Origin of the sequence: Exiguobacterium sp. Leaf196 (assembly GCF_001423965.1) — a bacterium.
Taxonomy (GTDB): domain Bacteria; phylum Bacillota; class Bacilli; order Exiguobacteriales; family Exiguobacteriaceae; genus Exiguobacterium_A.
Window position 1 is genome coordinate 192,300 of record NZ_LMPV01000007.1, and the last position, 18,035, is coordinate 210,334.

Here is an 18,035-nt window from a genome sequence, read left to right on the forward strand (position 1 = left end):
GTTTTTCATTGTTTCGTTCTCGACTATCCGCGAAAGAGGACATACACTAGAAGCAATCCACTATATTTCGAAAGGAGTCGTGTCATGAATCGCTTGTCGACGTCTGACTTGACGCAAATCGCAGAGCACCTCTACGGGATGACTGGTTTTTTCGTCACGTACCGAGATCATCACGGTACTCCGCTGTCGTTACGTCCAGAAGCTCCATCTCATCCGGGAACCTTACTGATTGAGAACGAATGGCCAGTACTAAAAAAGACTCCTCTACTCTATACCCTGAAAGATGGTACAGCTTACCTCTTTTTAGATGTTCCGGAACAAGGAATGTACCGAATCGGTCCGGTTTTACTACAATCGGCTCTTTTTCGGGCACACATCCAAGATGAAGCCTACCATCAGTTCTATAAAGCCTTACCACGTACGACGGAGAATCGACTGATTGACTGTGCTCACCTGATGTATCGCTTGTTACACGAGGAAGCTTTACCGAAGCGCGAGATCGAACAACAGTCTGATATTCAGGAAGCTGAAATCCCTCTCGTCGCAGACGCCCCTTCCCATACGGGCGTCACGGCGTATCGAAAAGCCTGGCAACGGGAACAACAAATCATTGATTGGATCGCAACCGGTCAAAGTGAGCGCCTCGCTACGACCTATTCCCTGCCGGCATATGGCGAGTTCGGAACACTCGCCCGTCATCAGCCGTTACGTGCAGAAAAGAATCTGTTGCTCGGGACTGTCCTCTTAAGCGCGCGTGCTGCGATTCGCGGCGGACTGGAACCGGATGAGGCATTCTCACTCAGCGACCGGATGATTGAGACGATTGAAGCGGCGACGAGTATCGCTGAGCTCCGGAATCGGCATGTACGGATTACCGTTTCGTTTGCCGAAGCCGTCAAGGAACTCCAAGCATTACGTCATTCGCCACATGTGTTGGCAGCCATTCGTTATATTCAGCAACACCTCTATGAACCTTTGTCCGTCTCGTCGATCAGTCAAGCCATCCATGTCTCGTCTAACTATCTGTCCGTCCTATTCAAAGATGAGACCGGTCTACCGCTCGCCCGCTACGTTATCCGGGAACGGATCCGGGAAGCGAAGCGCCTCTTGCGTTCTTCGGACGATTCCTTGCTGACGATCTCGAACAAGTTACACTTCTCGAGTCAAAGTCACTTCAGTCAAGCCTTCAAGCAGACGACCGGTGAGACCCCGACACATTATCGACAACGAAGTGAATTTTAAGAGAATCGTACCTTTTTTTCGTTTTGTGATATCCTATTCAACAGGAACTATTTTCGTGAATCCGTCTTGAGCGGATTCTTTCAACAAAAAAGGAGAATCAACATGAACTCAATTAGTGTCATCATTCCTGTCTATCAAACCGAATCACAAACGAAGGCAGCCATTCAATCCGTTCTTGATCAGAAGGTGTCTATTCCGGTAGAAATCATCGTCGTCTTTGATGGACCAAGCACATACATCGATGAGCTTCGCTCCCTCTATCCGACTTGTACGATCTTGGAACAGGCACATCAAGGAACATATGCTGCACGCCGTCGCGGTCTTGAAGTCGCGACAGGTGACTACGTCACATTCCTCGACAGTGATGATATCCTCGCACCACGTGCGCTCTATACGTATATCAAAGCCTATGAGAAATCACGCGGCGAAGTCATCATCGGTAAAGTCTCACCTGTCTACAACAAGAAAAAATGGCTTATGCCGATCGATGATGATCGTTATTTCTTCTACACTCGTACGAAATTCAATTCGCGTCATTTGACGACGATTCACGGCTGGATGATCAAAAAGGACTTGCTGAGCGATTTGCCGGTTCTTGAGACACGATGGTTTGCTGATACGATCATCGCGCATACGATCATCTCGAAACTGACGAACCTGACATCGGTCAGTTATGTCGTCTACGGTCGAAACTCACGCAGTACACCACTCGAGGGACAATCACTCTATCAAGCACGCGATATCACGACATTGACTGATATCTCACGGATCTATGGTATGTTATCTGCGCATACGATGGATAACACTGTTCAAAAGTTCTTGAATACATGGTACAAACGATTCATCTCAAAACGTGGTCGTGCGTTGCTTGAACGAAGCACGTCAAAAAGTCAGCAGGCAGATATATTCCGTCATGTCGCTTACGATTTAAGACGGACGAAGACACGAAGTAAGTATCTACAAGCATGGTCGACGGGTTCCTACTTCATGTTCCGTTCATACATCACTGCCGTGAAGACAAAACGAACGCTACGGACGGCACGACGTAAAAAGATCAAGAACGGTCTGATGCTCTATCGCCTGTTCCAAAAGATGCCGGTCAAAGAGAACCTCGTCTTATTTGAGAGTTTCCTCGGTCGGAGCTATTCTGATAATCCAAAGGCGCTTTACCTGAAATTAAAAGAACAACGCCCAGAACTTGAACTCGTCTGGATTTTCTCGAAAGAACCTTCAGATGACGTCAAGGAAGCTTGTCCAAATTGGGTGCTCAAAAACAGCTTCGCGTACTACCAAGCAATGGCACGCGCCAAGTACTGGGTCTTCAACACGCGTCAGCCACTGAGCTTGAAAAAACGCGAAGAAACAATCTATCTCCAGACATGGCACGGTACTCCTTTAAAACGATTAGGTCTCGACATGGAAGAAGTTCATATGGCGGGAACGAATGCGACACGCTACAAACGGAACTTCTACAATCAAGCACAGGAATGGAACTACTTGATTTCTCCGAATGCTTATTCGAGCGAAATCTTTAAGAGTGCGTTCGGTTTCCAAAACACGATGCTTGAGACGGGTTATCCACGAAACGATCTCTTGTATGCGGACGATCAAGCTGGTTTAATCAGCGAAATCAAAGCGCGTCTGGATATTCCAGCCGACAAGAAAGTCGTCTTGTACGCACCGACATGGCGGGATGACGAATTCATTGCGCGTGGAAAATACCGCTTCGATCTCCAACTCGACTTGAACGAGATGCAAGCCCGACTCGGTGACGATTACGTCGTCTTACTCCGGATGCATTACTTGATTGCACAAAACATGGACATCAGTGGACATGAAGGATTTGCCTATGACGTGTCGTCATATGGTGATATCGCAGAGTTATATTTAATCAGTGACGTGCTAATCACCGACTATTCGTCTGTCTTCTTCGATTATGCGCACTTACAACGTCCGATGATCTTCTTTACGTACGACTTGGAAAAATATGCATCGACGTTACGTGGCTTCTACTTCGATTTCGAAGCAGTCGTTCCGGGACCACTCTTGAAGGAAACGGACCAAGTCATCGATTATATCGAACAGATTGATACGAAGTCTGTCGCTTACCAAGAAAAATATGATCGCTTCCTCGAACGGTTCTGTAGCTTGGATGACGGCACGGCAAGTGAACGTGTTCTTGCTGAGTTGTTCCCGAGCACAGCACAGTCAACGATGGAGGATGAAACAACAGAAACAGAATGACGATTATCAAAATGAGAAATGGCTTAATAAAGCCGTTTCTCATTTTTTGTTCCCACCCATTAATTGCTAAGCGTAAAGACAAAAATGCCTCCTTCCTTAATGGAAAGAGGCATGAACGATTTTAGTTACGGACGAACAAGGCAACGCTCTCAACGTGTGTCGTATGCGGGAACATATCGACCGGTGTCACTTCAACGAGTGTATAACCGAGCTCCGTCAACAACTTCGCGTCACGTGCTTGTGTCGACGCATTACATGAGACGTAGACGATCCGCTTCGGTGCGACATCTGCTGCAGCACGTAAGAACTCTTCGTCACAGCCTTTACGTGGTGGGTCGACGACGATGACGTCCGGTTGGATACCGGCTTTAACGAGATCAGGCATGACCTTCTCAGCTGCACCGTACTCGAACGTCACGTTCTCGATACCGTTCGCTTGTGCGTTCCGGCGTGCGTCATCGATTGCTTGCGGTACGATTTCGATACCATAGACGTGCTTCGCTTGTTTTGCGAGTGACAATGAAATCGAACCGATTCCACAGTATGCATCAACGACTGTCTCATCTCCTGTCAACTGAGCATACTCGAGCGCTTTCGCGTAGAGTTTCTCCGTTTGCAGCGGGTTGACTTGGAAGAACGAATGCGGTGAGATCTCATACGTCAAACCAGCGATTTGATCGCGAATGACGGACGGTCCGTACAAGACGACGTTCTTTTTCCCAAGAATGACGTTCGTATCATCCGGGTTGATGTTGTGCTGGATCGAAGTGACGTTCGGTAACGCCTTTAAGATCCCTTCGACGATTTTATCGATACCGCGAAGTTGTTTGACCTTCGTGACGAGAACGACCATCAACTCGTTCGTATGGTAGCCATGACGTGCCATGATATGACGAATGACACCTGCTTTTTTCTTCTCGTCGTATGCTGGGACTTTTAAGTCAGCGAGGACTTTACGAACCGCTTGGACAGCTTCATCGTTTTCTTTGTTTTGGATCAAGCAGTAGTCCATATCGATGATCCGGTGGCTCCGTTTTTGATAGAAGCCCGCCATCAATTTGTTTGATTGGAACGCGACCGGTACTTGTGCCTTGTTGCGGTAACCCCATGGATCTTCCATACCCATCGTCTCGTGGACCGGAATCTCGAGGCCTGCTAGGCGCGCGAAAGCGTCACGAACGCGGTTGTGCTTGAACTTGAGTTCTGCGTCGTATGACAAATGTTGCAATTGGCAACCGCCACACTGGTTGTAAACTGGGCAAGGTGGCTCGACACGATCGGCACTCTTCGTCTTTTGACGGATGATGCGACCGAATCCGTAAGACTTCGTCGTTTTCGTGATCTTGATCTTGACCTGCTCCGTCGGCAATGCGCCTGGGATGAAGACCGTATATCCATCGATGCGTGCGACCCCTGATCCTTCATGTGTCAGGTCGACGATCTCGACGACGTGTTCATCGTTCTTTTGTACTGGAATCATGAATATCCTCCTTAAAAACCTCGCTTCACGCGAGGTTCATTTCTGCTTCTTGTAGTTGTGTATTAATCTGTTCCATTTCTTCGATCCGGAACTTTGGTGTCATGACTTCGAAATGAGAGCGAAGATTCGTCATCTCGCCTTCGCAGATGCCGCCAAACTCACCATCAATGTTCAAACTCATCTCTGATGTGTTCTTCATACGGACGAATGAGGTCGTGACATGCTCGATGCAAGGGTCCGAGAAATGATCCCCTTTTAAAGCAAGACGCATGACACGAATTAATTCGACGAGGTTACATTTCTTCAGGATGAAGAGATCAAACCGACCGTCGTTAAGTGACGCGTTCGGTGACAACTTCTCGAATCCGCCGACAGAGTTCGTATTGGATGTCAAGAACAACATGACTTCTCCTTTGAATATACCCTTTTCATGCTCCAGTTCGACATATGTTGGTCGGATTTGCGGAAGTTTCTCCATCCCTTTGACATAGTACGCGAGCTGTCCGAGTGCCGTCTTCAGCTTTGAAGGCACTTCGTACGACAGTTCTGTCATGATGCCGCCACCGGCGATGTTGATGAAGTAATGGACGCCTGTCGACCCTTCGATCTTACCGATATCGACCGGCATCGTATGTCCTGTGCAGATGACATCCATCGCCCCTTCGATCGTCAACGGAATACGCATCGCTCGACCAAAGTCATTCGTCGTTCCAACAGGTAGTACACCAAGCTTTGGACGTTTGCTATAAGCTGCCATTCCGCTGATCACTTCATTCAACGTACCATCGCCGCCTGCAGCGACGACAAGATCAAAGTCTGCTTCGCATGCTCGTGCTGCTTCATACGTCGCATCGCCGACCGCTTTCGTCGAGTAGACAGATGTCTCATAACCCGCTGCTTCGAGTCGGTCGAGGATATACGGTAAATTTCGTTTAACCATCTCTTTCCCGGAAGTCGGGTTATAAATCACGCGCGCTCTAGGTCTCATAAGATTTTCTCCTTTTTGACTCAACCGTTCATTTGATACATAACTGTTTTATTCTACATGAACTCTCGAGACATTACAAAGCCAAAAAAGACAGCGTCCGTTTCTTCACCTCAGCGAGGGAGAGACAGACGCCATCTTAAGTGCAACTTATTTCAGTTTTTCGAGCTCTTCGTAGAAGAGTTGATCAAGGAGAGCAGGGTTTGCCATTCCTTTTGTTTTCTTCATGATCTGACCGATGACGAAGCCTTTCTTCCGATCACGTCCACCGAGTAACTCCTCGACGACGGCTGGGTTCGCTTCGAACATCTCGACGATGAGACCACGCAACAATCCTTCATCCGAAATTTGTGCAAGACCGTTTGCTTCAACGTATGCACGCGGCTCGACACCTTCTTCGATGACTGCCGTGAAGACTTGTTTGGCGATTTTCGAAGAAATCGTGCCGCTTGCGATCAAGTCGATCATCTCTGCCAAACGCACTGGTGTCATCTTGACTGTTTCGAACGTTTCCGTCGATTTATTCAAGTGACCTTGGATCTCACCGATCGTCCAGTTGGCTGCTGCTTTTGGCTCTGCACCAGCTGCAAGTGTCGCTTCGAAGTACTCTGCCATCTCACGTGTGACCGTCAATTGTTTCGCGTCATACGCTGAAAGACCGAGTTCTTCTTGGTAACGAACGCGACGGGCATCTGGAAGTTCCGGAATACCGGCACGAATCGCTTCTTTCCAATCGTGATCTAGCACAAGCTTGACGAGGTCAGGCTCCGGGAAGTAACGGTAGTCCGACGCCCCTTCCTTGACACGCATGAGGACGGTTTGTTTTTTCGTCTCATCGAAACGGAGTGTTTCTTGACGCATCACACCACCAGCAAGCAGTAACTTGCGGTGACGATCTTCTTCAAACTCAAGCCCTTTTAAGACGTTTCCGAATGAGTTTAAGTTCTTGAGCTCTGTTTTCGTACCGAACTTCTCTTGTCCGTATGGACGCACCGAGATGTTACAGTCGCAACGGAGTGATCCTTCTTCCATCTTGACGTCTGAGACGCCTGCATATTGCAAGACTTCTTTGAGACGTTCGAGGTAGGCGACCGCGTCTTTCGGTGAACGCATATCCGCTTCACTGACGATCTCAATTAGCGGTGCGCCTGTCCGGTTGAAGTCGACGACCGAGTGGTTGGCACCCGTGTGGTTCATCTTACCGGCATCTTCTTCCAGATGGACACGTTCGATTCGGAAGCGTTTCGTTTCGCCATCGACTTCCGCATCGATGTAGCCATCAAAGCCGATTGGTTGATCAAACTGCGAGATTTGATACGCTTTTGGCGTATCCGGATAGAAATAGTTCTTCCGGTCGAATTTTGTTTGATCGGCTACTTGGCAGTTGAGTGCCATCGCTGCACGAACGGCGAGTTCGACGGCTTTTTCGTTGATTTTCGGCAAGACGCCCGGGTGTCCAAGACAAATCGGACACGTTTTCGTGTTCGTCTCTGCGCCATATTCCCGCGCACAACCACAGAACATCTTCGTGTTCGTGCTCAGTTCGGCGTGGACCTCGATCCCGATGATCGTTTCAAAGTTCATGATACATTCGCTCCTTATAACTTCGGAAGCGCGAATCCACCTGTCGCAAGCTCAAACGCATGCGCAGCGCGATAGATCGTCGCCTCATCGAAATGTTTTCCAATGATTTGTAAGCCGACCGGAAGACCGTCGACGAATCCAGCTGGAACCGAGATCGCTGGGACACCTGCTAAGTTAATCGGAATCGTCAAGATGTCATTTGCATACATCGTGACCGGGTCATCGAGCTGTGCACCGAGTTCGAATGCTGGTGTCGGTGCTGTTGGTCCGATGATGACGTCATAGTTCGCAAGGACATCTTCGAAATCTTTTTTGATTAACGTCCGAGCTTGTTGTGCTTTTTTATAGTAGGCATCGTAGTAACCTGAGCTGAGCGCGTACGTTCCGAGCATGATCCGGCGTTTGACTTCATCTCCGAATCCTTGTGAACGGGAATACTTGAAGACATCTTCAAGTGCGTCCGCTTCCGCACGAACTCCGTAACGAATACCGTCAAAGCGTGCGAGGTTCGAAGATGCTTCTGATGAAGCGAGTAAGTAGTACGTCGCAAGCGCATATTTCGAGTTCGGAAGTGAGACTTCGTCAACCGTTGCACCGAGTGCTTCGAGTTTTTGGATCGCTTCACGGATGTTGGCTTTGACGCCTTCACTGACACCCTCGCCGAAGTATTCTTTCGGAACAGCGATCTTCAAACCTTTGATATCACCAGTCAACGCTTGTGTATAATCCGTTGCTGCAATGTTCGCAGACGTCGAATCCATCTCACAGTGTCCTGCGATCGCGCTCAAAAGATACGCGTTATCTTCGACTGTTCGTGTCAACGGACCAATTTGGTCAAGGGACGATGCGAACGCAACGAGACCAAAACGTGAGACGAGACCGTAAGTCGGTTTCAAACCGACGACACCACAATAGGCAGCCGGTTGACGAATCGAACCACCTGTATCCGAACCGAGGCTGAACAAGACTTCGCCTGCTGCGACAGCAGCTGCTGAACCACCCGAAGAACCGCCTGGAACGTGTTTTGTATTCCATGGATTGCGAACCGGTTTGTACGCTGAGTTCTCGTTTGAAGAACCCATTGCGAACTCATCCATGTTCAACTTCCCGATTGTGATTGCCCCTGCTTCATGCAGACGCTCGACGACCGTCGCATCATGTGCTGGTACGAAGTTCTCAAGGAATTTCGAACCACATGTCGTCGTCATTCCTTTCGTGACGATGTTATCCTTGACGCCGATTGGAAGACCAAACAGTGGGTTCGCTTCGTGTTTCGCGACATCATCCATTCGTTTCGCTTGCTCGAACGCTTCTTCATTCAATGAGAGAAACGCACCGATTTTTCCGTCGACGCGGTCGATTTGATCAAAGGATTCCTTGACGAGTTCAGAAGCTTTGACTTCGCCATCCTGAATGAGTGTGTGTAATGTTTTGACACCATGTTCAAAAAGTGACATCGGGTCATTTCCTCCTTATTCGAACACCGCTGGGACGCGGACTTGTCCGTCTTCCCAATCGGGTGCGAGTCGTTCTACTTCCGTACGCGGAAGTGATGGACGTACTTCGTCCTTACGTAGGACGTTCTTTAAATCGAGGACATGAGTCGTCGGTTCGACGCCTGTCGTATCGAGTTCATTTAATTGTTCAGCGAACCCAAGAATCTTCTCGAGTTGTCCTGTGAATTGTGCTACTTCTTCATCTGTCACGGCAAGGCGTGCCAAATGCGCCACGTGGCGGACTTGCTCCTCATTAATCTTTGCCATGTCATTCCACCTCCGGAACTTTTGCGATATATTTTACACTATTTCTAATCATAGCACTTTTTGTCCAGACAAAAAAGACGATGGTGCATCGGGGGGAGGTCCGCACCATCGTCCTTATAGGGGTAGCAAAGCTTCCGGGCGGAAAGCTTCTAGTTATGAAATACCCGGTTTAAATCAGACGAAACAAAAATACTGAATATTCATACTAAGACATCAAAGAGTAAATAGATATTGAAGACGATGACGATCGAGACGATGATCCATGCCAACGCGTTCATGAAATGACTGTTTCGATGTTCTCCCATGTACCGTTCACTCGCTGTCGCCCGAATCAAAGGGATGAGCGCGAACGGAATCCCGAACGATAAAGCGACCTGACTCAGGACAAGTGCTCGTGTCGGATCAAAACCGGAAAAGAGCAACAAAATCGCCGGTAACATCGTCACAGTCCGTCGAACGAACAACGGCAATTGAAGATGGAGGAATCCGCGCATGATTGCGTCACCTGACATCGTACCGACACTCGATGATGCAAGACCTGAAACGAGTAAGGCAATTGCAAACAGATACGGCGCGATGCCACCAAGCGTGACATGAAGTCCCTCATAGATCTCTTCAAGTGAACCAGCTTGATATTTCGTACCGTAAAATACACTGGCCGCGATGACGAGCATTGCTCCGTTGACAGCTCCGGCGATCAGCATCGCTCCCCAAATATCGAAGCGTTGGATTCGTAACAGCGGTATTTTGTTTGCAACATGTCCCATCCGTCGCTTCGTTAAATCGGAATGAAGATAGATCGCATGTGGCATGACGGTTGCTCCGAGCATACCGGCAGCAAGCACGATGCTCGACGTACCTTCAAATCCCGGTACCAATCCTGCCGATAGATCGCGAAAGACCGGATGAACTTCAAACACTTCAATTGCAAAAGCGGCAGCGATGATTAAAACAAGCACCGCGATGACGGCTTCGAAATGTCGAAGTCCCTTTTGCTCGAATCCGAGGATGACGAATGATAAGACTGCCGTCAACAGCGCCGCCATACGTAAGTCGATCGCAAACAGTAAATGAAATCCGAGTGCGGCTCCAACGAACTCCGCGAGATCGGTCGCCATTGCGACGAGTTCCGCTTGTACCCAGTAAAAGAAGCGATAGACCGGCGATAACTCTTCTCGAATCACCTCCGCTAAACTGAGATTACTGACGATTCCAAGTTTGGCTGATAGGAACTGAATGACGACGGCCATCAAGTTCGAGGCAACGATGACCCAGAGCAATAAATAGCCATATTGAGCACCTGCTGTCATGTTCGTTGCAAAGTTTCCCGGATCGAGATACGCGACGGCAGCAACGAACGCCGGTCCGATATATGTCCGTTTTTTGGGTACGTCTTGTGTAAGTGGCTGTGTCACCATCTCATTCACCTCACTTTTTTGTTTTTTATTATACGCTCATTTTGCGTAAGCGCAACAAATATGTTTATGGTAAATAATAACGTATCAAGTAAACAAAAAAGGAATGTCTCCTTTACTCAGGAAACACCCCTTTCTGTTATTTAGACGATTTTTCGCTCAGGCTCTGCACCTTTTAGTTGTGCTTGTACTTGATCGAATTCATCATAGATGGCTTGACTTGGTTCCTTCGTCACGAGACTACCGATAACGAGCGCGATCGTCGAAGCGATGAATGCTGGAATCATCTCGTACATTTCCGAAATATACGATGGTAATCCATCTACATTTTGGTTAATGAGGATCCAAGCGATGACGACGACGGATCCCGTAACCATTGAAGCAAGTGCTCCCGTCTTGTTCATCCGGCGCCACAGTAAGCTGAACAGCACGACCGGACCGAACGCTGAACCAAAACCAGCCCACGCGTATCCGACAAGCGTCAAGATCGACTTCTGTGCTCCGAACGATAAGAGAATTGCAAGTAATGCTACGACAAGAACCATAGCACGCCCCATCAACATCAATTCACGGTCTGAAGCATCACGTTTAAAGAAACGGTGATAGAAATCATTCGTTGCCGCACTTGAAGAAACGAGCAGCTGCGTTGAAATCGTTGACATGATCGCAGCAAGTAAGGCGGCAAGCAACAACCCTGTAATGAACCCTGGGAAAAGGTCACGTGATAATTGAATGAAGACATTCTCTGGATTTTTTAATCCTGCACTTTGTTGCGTGTAATAGGCATATCCGATCAAGCCCGTCACCATTGCACCAACGATCGAGAACGTCATCCAAATCATCCCGACACGACGCGCCGACTTCATCTCATGTAAGTTACGAATCGCCATGAAACGAACGATGATATGCGGCTGTCCAAAATAGCCGAGTCCCCACGCGAGAAGCGAGATGATACCGATCGTCGTCGTCCCTTTGAACAGTTCCAGTTTCGAGCCGCCTGTCGACCGGATCGTCTCCAGTGTATCATTAATCCCACCACTTAAAGTCAGCGCGACAGCTGGTACGATCAGCAACGCGATGACCATGATCATCCCTTGCACGACGTCCGTCCAACTGACGGCAAGGAAACCACCGAGGAAGACATACGCAATGACGACGCCTGCGAGAATCCAAAGACCTGTTGTATATTCAAGACCAAAGACAGCTTCGAATAAACGACCACCTGCGACAAAACCACTTGATGCGTACATTATAAAGAATATTAAAATAACTCCAGCTGAAACGGTACGCAAAACACCACTTTTATCGTGGAATCGTTTTTCAAAGTAATCGGGAATCGTGATTGCATCCCCTGCATGTGCCGTATACGCACGCAGACGAGGCGCGACGAGTAACCAGTTGGCATAGGCGCCAAGTAATAATCCGACGACAATCCATCCACTGGACAGACCAGTTGCATACATCGCACCCGGTAAGCCCATCAACAGCCACCCACTCATGTCACTTGCTCCTGCAGAGAGCGCCGTGACGACGGGACCGATCGTACGTCCTCCAAGCATATAGTCATTCATGTTCTTCGTCCGATAATACGCAATGACGCCAAGTGCGACCATCAGGCCGAGATATAGCAAAATCGCGAACCACATTCCGTTCATCCTTGCTCCCCCTTTTTCCGTGATATAAGAAAAACGGGTGTGCAGGTCGCACACCCGTTTCATCTATTAAACACCATTTCAGAACATTTCTGAAGTAGTTTTTGCTTGAAGATGTAAAGTCAAGTAATCCGGTCCGCCCGCTTTCGAATCCGTACCTGACATGTTGAACCCACCAAATGGTTGGTAGCCAACGATTGCGCCTGTGCAACCCCGGTTGAAGTAGAGGTTACCGACGTGGAAGTTCGCACGTGCGTACTCTTGATTCGTCCGGTCTTGCGTGATGACAGCACCTGTCAATCCGTATTCCGTGTTGTTTGCGATATCGATTGCTTCTTTGAAATCTTTCGCTTTCGTGAAGGCGACAACTGGTCCGAAGATTTCTTCTTGCATCAAACGATCCGTTGGTTGAACGTCCGCGACGACTGTCGGTGAGACGAAGAATCCTGTTGAATCGTCAGCCGTACCACCTGCGACGATGCGTCCTTCTTCTTTTGCGACGTCGAAGTATGACGTGATTTTCTTGAAGGCTGCTGCATCGATGACTGGTCCGACATTGTTTGAGACATCCGTCGGGTTACCGATGCTGAGTTTGTTCGTGTTCGCGACGACTTTTTCGAGCAACTCGTCATAGACAGAGTCGAGTGCGACGACACGTGAACAAGCTGAACATTTTTGACCTGAGAATCCGAATGCCGCTTTCGTGATCATGTCCGCTGCGTAATCGAGGTCAGCCGACTCATCGATGACCATCGTATCTTTTCCGCCCATTTCCGCGATGACACGTTTGAGCCAGATTTGACCTTCGTTCAGTTTTGATGCCCGCTCATTGATGCGAAGACCGACATCACGTGATCCCGTGAAGCTGATGAAACGTGTTTTTGGGTGATCGACGAGGTAGTCGCCGACTTCTGCTCCTGAACCGGGTACGAAGTTCAAGACGCCTGCCGGAAGACCAGCTTGCTCCATCACTTCAACGAATTTCGCTGCGACGACCGGTGTCGTCGATGCTGGTTTCAAGAGGATCGGGTTCCCTGCCACGATTGCTGCGACGGCTGTTCCAGCCATGATCGCGAGTGGGAAGTTCCATGGTGAGATGATGACACCGACACCGAGTGGAATGTAATCGTAACGGTTGTATTCGCCTGGACGACTCTCGACTTTTTTGCCGTCTTTTAAGACGAGCATCTGGCGTGCGTAGTATTCGAGGAAGTCGATTGCTTCTGCTGTATCCGCATCCGCTTCATTCCAAGGCTTCCCTGCTTCTTTGACGAGGTAGGCAGAGAACTCATGCTTCCGCTTACGGATGATGTTCGCTGCTTTGAATAGGACGTCCGCACGTACAGACGGATTGACGAATTTCCATGTTTCGAAGGCTGTGACTGCTGCTTGCATCGCTTCTTCTGCATGTTCCTGTGTCGCTTTTGAGACACGTCCGACGATCTCTTCTTTGTTGGCCGGATTGACGGAGACGATTTTATCTTCCGTCGTCACATGTTTTCCACCGATGACGAGCGGATAATCTTTGCCGAGTTCTTGCGTGACGAGTGCAAGTGCCTCTTCGAACGCTTTCTTGTTTGCTTCTTGTGAGAAGTCCGTGAATGGTTCGTGTTTGTACGGAATCATCTCTATTCCCCCTTTAATCTCTACTTTAAATCGCTTACATTCTCCATTGTACAGAAGCATGAGTCCGCTTACAATTATTCTAGTCAAAAAAATAAAGGAGCGACCGATTCGGTCTCTCCTCGTTCCTCTATCATTCCTTCGCTTGTGAAAAAACAATCTCTTCGTTTTCGATCGAGACTTTGACGTCTTGTCCTTGGAATAACCAGTCATCTTGGTCAGATACGACGAAATGAATACCGTCGACGACTTCCTCGACCGCTGCCCGTTCGACTTCTTCCATATGAACGCCGACGGAGAAACCTTGCGTTAAATCCGTTGATCCACCATATTTTGCGAAAAAGCGAATCGTATCGCCCGATTGTGCTTCCATCTCATTTTTAAAGTATTGCAATGCCTCGTCTGTAATATGAATTTTCATATCTATCACTCCCCTTTCGTTTAGTGTACCGATATCCTACTCAAAAAAGCGAATTTCCTGTATGGTAGAGACAAGATTAGCTATGAAATCATCAAGGAACACCCATCTAGGAGGAATTCGAATGAAACGATCGCTCGTAGTGCTGCTTGCGACCAGTCTCGTACTCGTCGGTTGCGGAAACGATTCCCCGTCTTCTACAAATACCAAATCCCCGAAGACGACGGAAACGAAACAACAGAAGGCTGAACAAGCCGTTCTCGATATCTATCAAACCTATGAAAAAACGCTCGGTCAATCGGGACGAGCAGATGCGAAAGACCTCGCATCGATTGAATATACAGGTGATGCAAAACAACTTGAACCCCTCGCCGTTGGTGCGAAGAACTTGAACGTCATTCCTGGTAAAATCGTCAAGTCGTTCCAAAAGGGCGACGTCGCTTATATCATCCATGAATTCAAGGATGCGAAGGGAGCAATTCTCCCGAACCGCGGATCGAAGCTGTTATTGAAGAAAGACGATGAGTGGAAGATCGTTCTGACACCGACGACGTTCGACCCGGCCGTTTTCTCGACGCTTGGTGATCTGTTCACTGGGTTTAACGCCGATGAGTATGGTGTCAATGCGAAAGCAGCAGACGAAATCGGGAAAACGGATGAAAAAGAACAGGATGCCGTCTTCTCTCGCGTCAATGCGCAAACGGATTATATGGCGCTTGAGATGAACAGTAACATTCTGATGATTTACGGTGAGGCGCTGAAGAATGAAGGAAACCCTGAGACGCTTGTTGATTACTATCAAGACTATGCGGATTGGTATGAGGAAGAACAGCCTCTCCTCATGAAGACAGCGAAAGCCGGTACGGATTATGAGAAGTACTTGATCGCACTCGATCCGTTAAAAGAAAGCCTTCAAAAGAAGCTTGAAAAATATGCGGATCAATTAAACATGGAATTAGGATAAGGAGGAGTTTTTCATGCAAGCACCAACATTCACCCTTCCAAATGCACAAGGAGAACCAATCTCCCTTGAGGATTATCGCGGAAAAAAAGTCGTACTTTATTTCTATCCAAAGGATTCAACGCCGGGTTGTACGACCGAGGCATGTGATTTCCGAGATGCGACGCAAGCTTTTGAAGAGAACAACACCGTCATTCTCGGCGTCTCCGCTGATAGCCAGAAGCGTCATCAGAACTTTATCGCGAAATACGAATTACCGTTTCAATTGTTATCAGATGTCGATCACGAAGTCTGTGAACAATATGGCGTCTGGCAATTAAAGAAGAACTACGGTAAGGAATATTATGGAATCGTACGCTCGACTTTCTTAATCGATGAATCCGGTGAAATCGTCAAGGAATGGCGTAGTGTGAAAGTAAAAGATCACGTCGCAGAAGCACTTCAATACGTACAAGAACGGAAATAATTCGAAGAACCAGTTGAATCATTCAACTGGTTCTTTTTGTATGTGCAGATTATTAATATTCCTAATTTTATCCTTACATAAAAATAATTTCATGTAAGGAAACGTTGGTATAACACACAAATTTAATGATTTTGAAATAATCTGAAAATATCCTATTGATTTTTCTGAATATTGTATTTATTATTGATAACAAGTTGATCCGGTGCTTTCCATAGCTTAAGAATAAAAGGCGATGACCCCTCTTATTTTTAGTCGGACACCGGATCGCTATCCTATCGGTTCTTATCGTTTCACCATATATATCTATTTCTTTTGGGAGGGATTTACTTTATGAAGAAGAAAAAGGCACTCGCACTCGTCGGAGCACTGACAATCGCTGGATCAAGTCTTGCGGCATGTTCGACGACAGATGAAGGTAAAAAAGAAGGCGGCTCGACGTCAGGCGACAAAACTTCAGACAAACAAGTCTTGAACTTAACGAGCGGTTCAGACATTCCGGCTCTTAGCCCGACAGTCGCAACGGACTCTGTATCCTTCACGGTATTGAACAACGTTCAAGAAGGTCTGTTCCGTCTTGACGACAAACAAGAGGCAACACCAGGTGTTGCTGAGAGTGTAGATGTTTCGGAAGATGGACTTACATACACGTTCAAACTTCGTGATTCAAAATGGTCGGATGGCAGCGATGTCACAGCAAAAGACTTCGAATATGCGTGGAAACGCGTCCTCGATCCGAAGAGCGGTTCGCAATATGCGTATATCATGTATATCATCGACGGTGCGGAAGCGTACAACACGGGTAAAGGGAAAGCAGATGACGTTGCAGTTAAAGCGGTCGACGACAAAACACTCGAAGTCAAGTTGACGCAACCGGCTGAATACTTCAAATCATTGACTGGTTTTGGTTCATTCATGCCGCTCAAGCAAGAATTCGTCGAAAAACAAGGGAAAAACTTCGCGACGAAGCCGGATACATTCCTCTACAACGGACCATTCACCCTCTCGGATTGGAAGACGGAAGTCGGCTGGAGCTTTAAGAAGAACGACCAGTACTGGGATAAAGACAACGTCAAGCTCGACGACATCAACTTCAAAATCGTTAAGGAAGTCTCAACGAGCGTCAACCTTTACGAAAAAGGTGATGTCGACCAAGTCGGTCTGACGAGCGAGTTCGTTGATCAGTACAAAGATAGCAAAGAGTTCGATACGCGTCTTGATGCGTCAATGTACTACATCCAAATGAACTTCAAGAATGAACTCTTGAAAAACAAGGATATCCGTAAAGCGATCGATTCGGGATACGATAAAGCGCAGATGGCGAAAGTCCTCTTGAACAACGGTTCAATCCCTGCATACTACTACGTACCAAAAGACTTCGCAAAAGGTCCAGACGGTAAAGACTTCCGTGACGGCAACGAAGGCTTCGGGTCATACGACGCTTCTTCAGCCAAAGCATCGTTCGAAAAAGGTCTCAAAGAAGTCGGTAAGAAATCGGTGAAACTCGAGCTTCTTTCGTACGATGATGACAACTCGAAGAAAATCTCTGAGTATCTCAAAGGCGAGTGGGAGAAAAACCTTCCAGGTCTTGAAGTCACGATCAAACAACAACCGTTCAAGAACAAATTGGATCTTGAATCAAAAGGTGAGTTCGAACTGTCATTCGCAGGATGGGGACCTGACTATCAGGATCCGATGACGTTCCTCGATATGTGGGTAACAGGTGGACCTTACAACCGTGGTAAGTACACAAGCGATAAGTATGATTCACTCATCAAATCGGCTCAAAAAGAAGTCGATGCAGCAAAACGTTGGCAGTCACTGAAAGATGCTGAGAAAACACTCCTTGAGGATGATCAAGCCATCTCAGTCATGTACCAACGTGGAGCATCCTTCCTACGTAAACCGTATGTCAAAGGAGTCGTCAACCACAAAGTTGGTGCGGATACTTCGTACAAATGGGCTTCCATTGAAGGAAAATAAGTTATACCCGAAGACCAGATTCGCTGACGAGCGTGTCTGGTCTTTTTTTCCATATGAGCCGTTTGTCCTATTTTTCTGAATAGAATTAAAATTTCGTGTCATTCTGTTTTCATTTCCATGAATTCCATTTATACTAAGCAAAGAATCCGATTCACTTTATTTACAATATTTTGCGGGAATTATTCATAATTAATGGAAATGTACCGATATATCTAATACAGA

At 47.6% G+C, this 18,035-nt stretch carries 13 protein-coding genes and 1 pseudogene; 5 read left to right on the plus strand and 9 right to left on the minus strand.

The annotated features are described in order from the left end of the window. Positions 1-84: 84 nt before the first annotated feature. On the plus strand, positions 85-1,242 hold the full coding sequence (locus tag ASG02_RS10285) for a helix-turn-helix domain-containing protein (RefSeq protein ID WP_056063142.1): 1,158 nt from the start codon (positions 85-87) through the stop codon (positions 1,240-1,242). Between the two features lie 102 nt (positions 1,243-1,344). Then, complete coding sequence (locus ASG02_RS15500; RefSeq protein ID WP_082478692.1) at positions 1,345-3,486, plus strand: bifunctional glycosyltransferase family 2 protein/CDP-glycerol:glycerophosphate glycerophosphotransferase; 2,142 nt, start codon at positions 1,345-1,347, stop codon at positions 3,484-3,486. A gap of 121 nt (positions 3,487-3,607) precedes the next feature. On the opposite strand, the gene rlmD is transcribed toward ASG02_RS15500, so the two are convergent. From rlmD to ASG02_RS10335, 9 genes and pseudogenes are all read right to left on the minus strand, one after another. Next, entirely contained in the window at positions 3,608-4,966 is a 1,359-nt protein-coding gene (gene rlmD, locus ASG02_RS10295; RefSeq protein ID WP_056063144.1) for a 23S rRNA (uracil(1939)-C(5))-methyltransferase RlmD, read from the minus strand. 25 nt (positions 4,967-4,991) lie between these two features. Continuing rightward, positions 4,992-5,954: a diacylglycerol kinase gene (locus ASG02_RS10300; protein WP_035410224.1), complete on the minus strand. Its 963-nt coding sequence runs from the start codon at positions 5,952-5,954 to the stop codon at positions 4,992-4,994. Between the two features lie 147 nt (positions 5,955-6,101). Further along, positions 6,102-7,535 (minus strand): Asp-tRNA(Asn)/Glu-tRNA(Gln) amidotransferase subunit GatB, encoded by a 1,434-nt coding sequence (gene gatB / locus ASG02_RS10305; protein WP_056063148.1) that lies wholly within the window; start codon positions 7,533-7,535, stop codon positions 6,102-6,104. A gap of 14 nt (positions 7,536-7,549) precedes the next feature. After that, positions 7,550-8,992 carry an Asp-tRNA(Asn)/Glu-tRNA(Gln) amidotransferase subunit GatA gene (gatA, locus tag ASG02_RS10310; protein ID WP_056063150.1) on the minus strand — a complete coding sequence of 481 codons (1,443 nt, stop codon included), beginning with the start codon at positions 8,990-8,992 and terminating at the stop codon, positions 7,550-7,552. Between the two features lie 15 nt (positions 8,993-9,007). Then, positions 9,008-9,298 carry an Asp-tRNA(Asn)/Glu-tRNA(Gln) amidotransferase subunit GatC gene (gene gatC, locus ASG02_RS10315; RefSeq protein WP_023469336.1) on the minus strand — a complete coding sequence of 97 codons (291 nt, stop codon included), beginning with the start codon at positions 9,296-9,298 and terminating at the stop codon, positions 9,008-9,010. Between the two features lie 200 nt (positions 9,299-9,498). Then, positions 9,499-10,728: pseudogene (locus ASG02_RS10320) on the minus strand (Nramp family divalent metal transporter); the annotation flags it as partial. A gap of 128 nt (positions 10,729-10,856) precedes the next feature. Then, positions 10,857-12,368: a sodium/proline symporter PutP gene (gene putP / locus ASG02_RS10325; protein WP_056063157.1), complete on the minus strand. Its 1,512-nt coding sequence runs from the start codon at positions 12,366-12,368 to the stop codon at positions 10,857-10,859. A gap of 78 nt (positions 12,369-12,446) precedes the next feature. Further along, a complete protein-coding gene (gene pruA, locus ASG02_RS10330; protein WP_029342578.1) occupies positions 12,447-13,991 on the minus strand; it encodes an L-glutamate gamma-semialdehyde dehydrogenase in 1,545 nt (514 codons plus the stop codon). A 130-nt stretch (positions 13,992-14,121) separates the two neighbouring features. Continuing rightward, entirely contained in the window at positions 14,122-14,409 is a 288-nt protein-coding gene (locus ASG02_RS10335; RefSeq protein WP_035410238.1) for a HesB/YadR/YfhF family protein, read from the minus strand. 121 nt (positions 14,410-14,530) lie between these two features. Here ASG02_RS10335 and ASG02_RS10340 point away from each other — a divergent pair, with 121 nt between their 5' ends. From ASG02_RS10340 to ASG02_RS10350, 3 genes are all read left to right on the plus strand, one after another. Then, positions 14,531-15,370: a hypothetical protein gene (locus ASG02_RS10340; RefSeq protein WP_056063160.1), complete on the plus strand. Its 840-nt coding sequence runs from the start codon at positions 14,531-14,533 to the stop codon at positions 15,368-15,370. A 13-nt stretch (positions 15,371-15,383) separates the two neighbouring features. Continuing rightward, a complete protein-coding gene (gene bcp, locus ASG02_RS10345) occupies positions 15,384-15,833 on the plus strand; it encodes a thioredoxin-dependent thiol peroxidase (RefSeq protein WP_056063163.1) in 450 nt (149 codons plus the stop codon). Between the two features lie 330 nt (positions 15,834-16,163). Beyond that, positions 16,164-17,813 carry a peptide ABC transporter substrate-binding protein gene (locus ASG02_RS10350; protein WP_056063166.1) on the plus strand — a complete coding sequence of 550 codons (1,650 nt, stop codon included), beginning with the start codon at positions 16,164-16,166 and terminating at the stop codon, positions 17,811-17,813. Positions 17,814-18,035 lie beyond the last annotated feature (222 nt).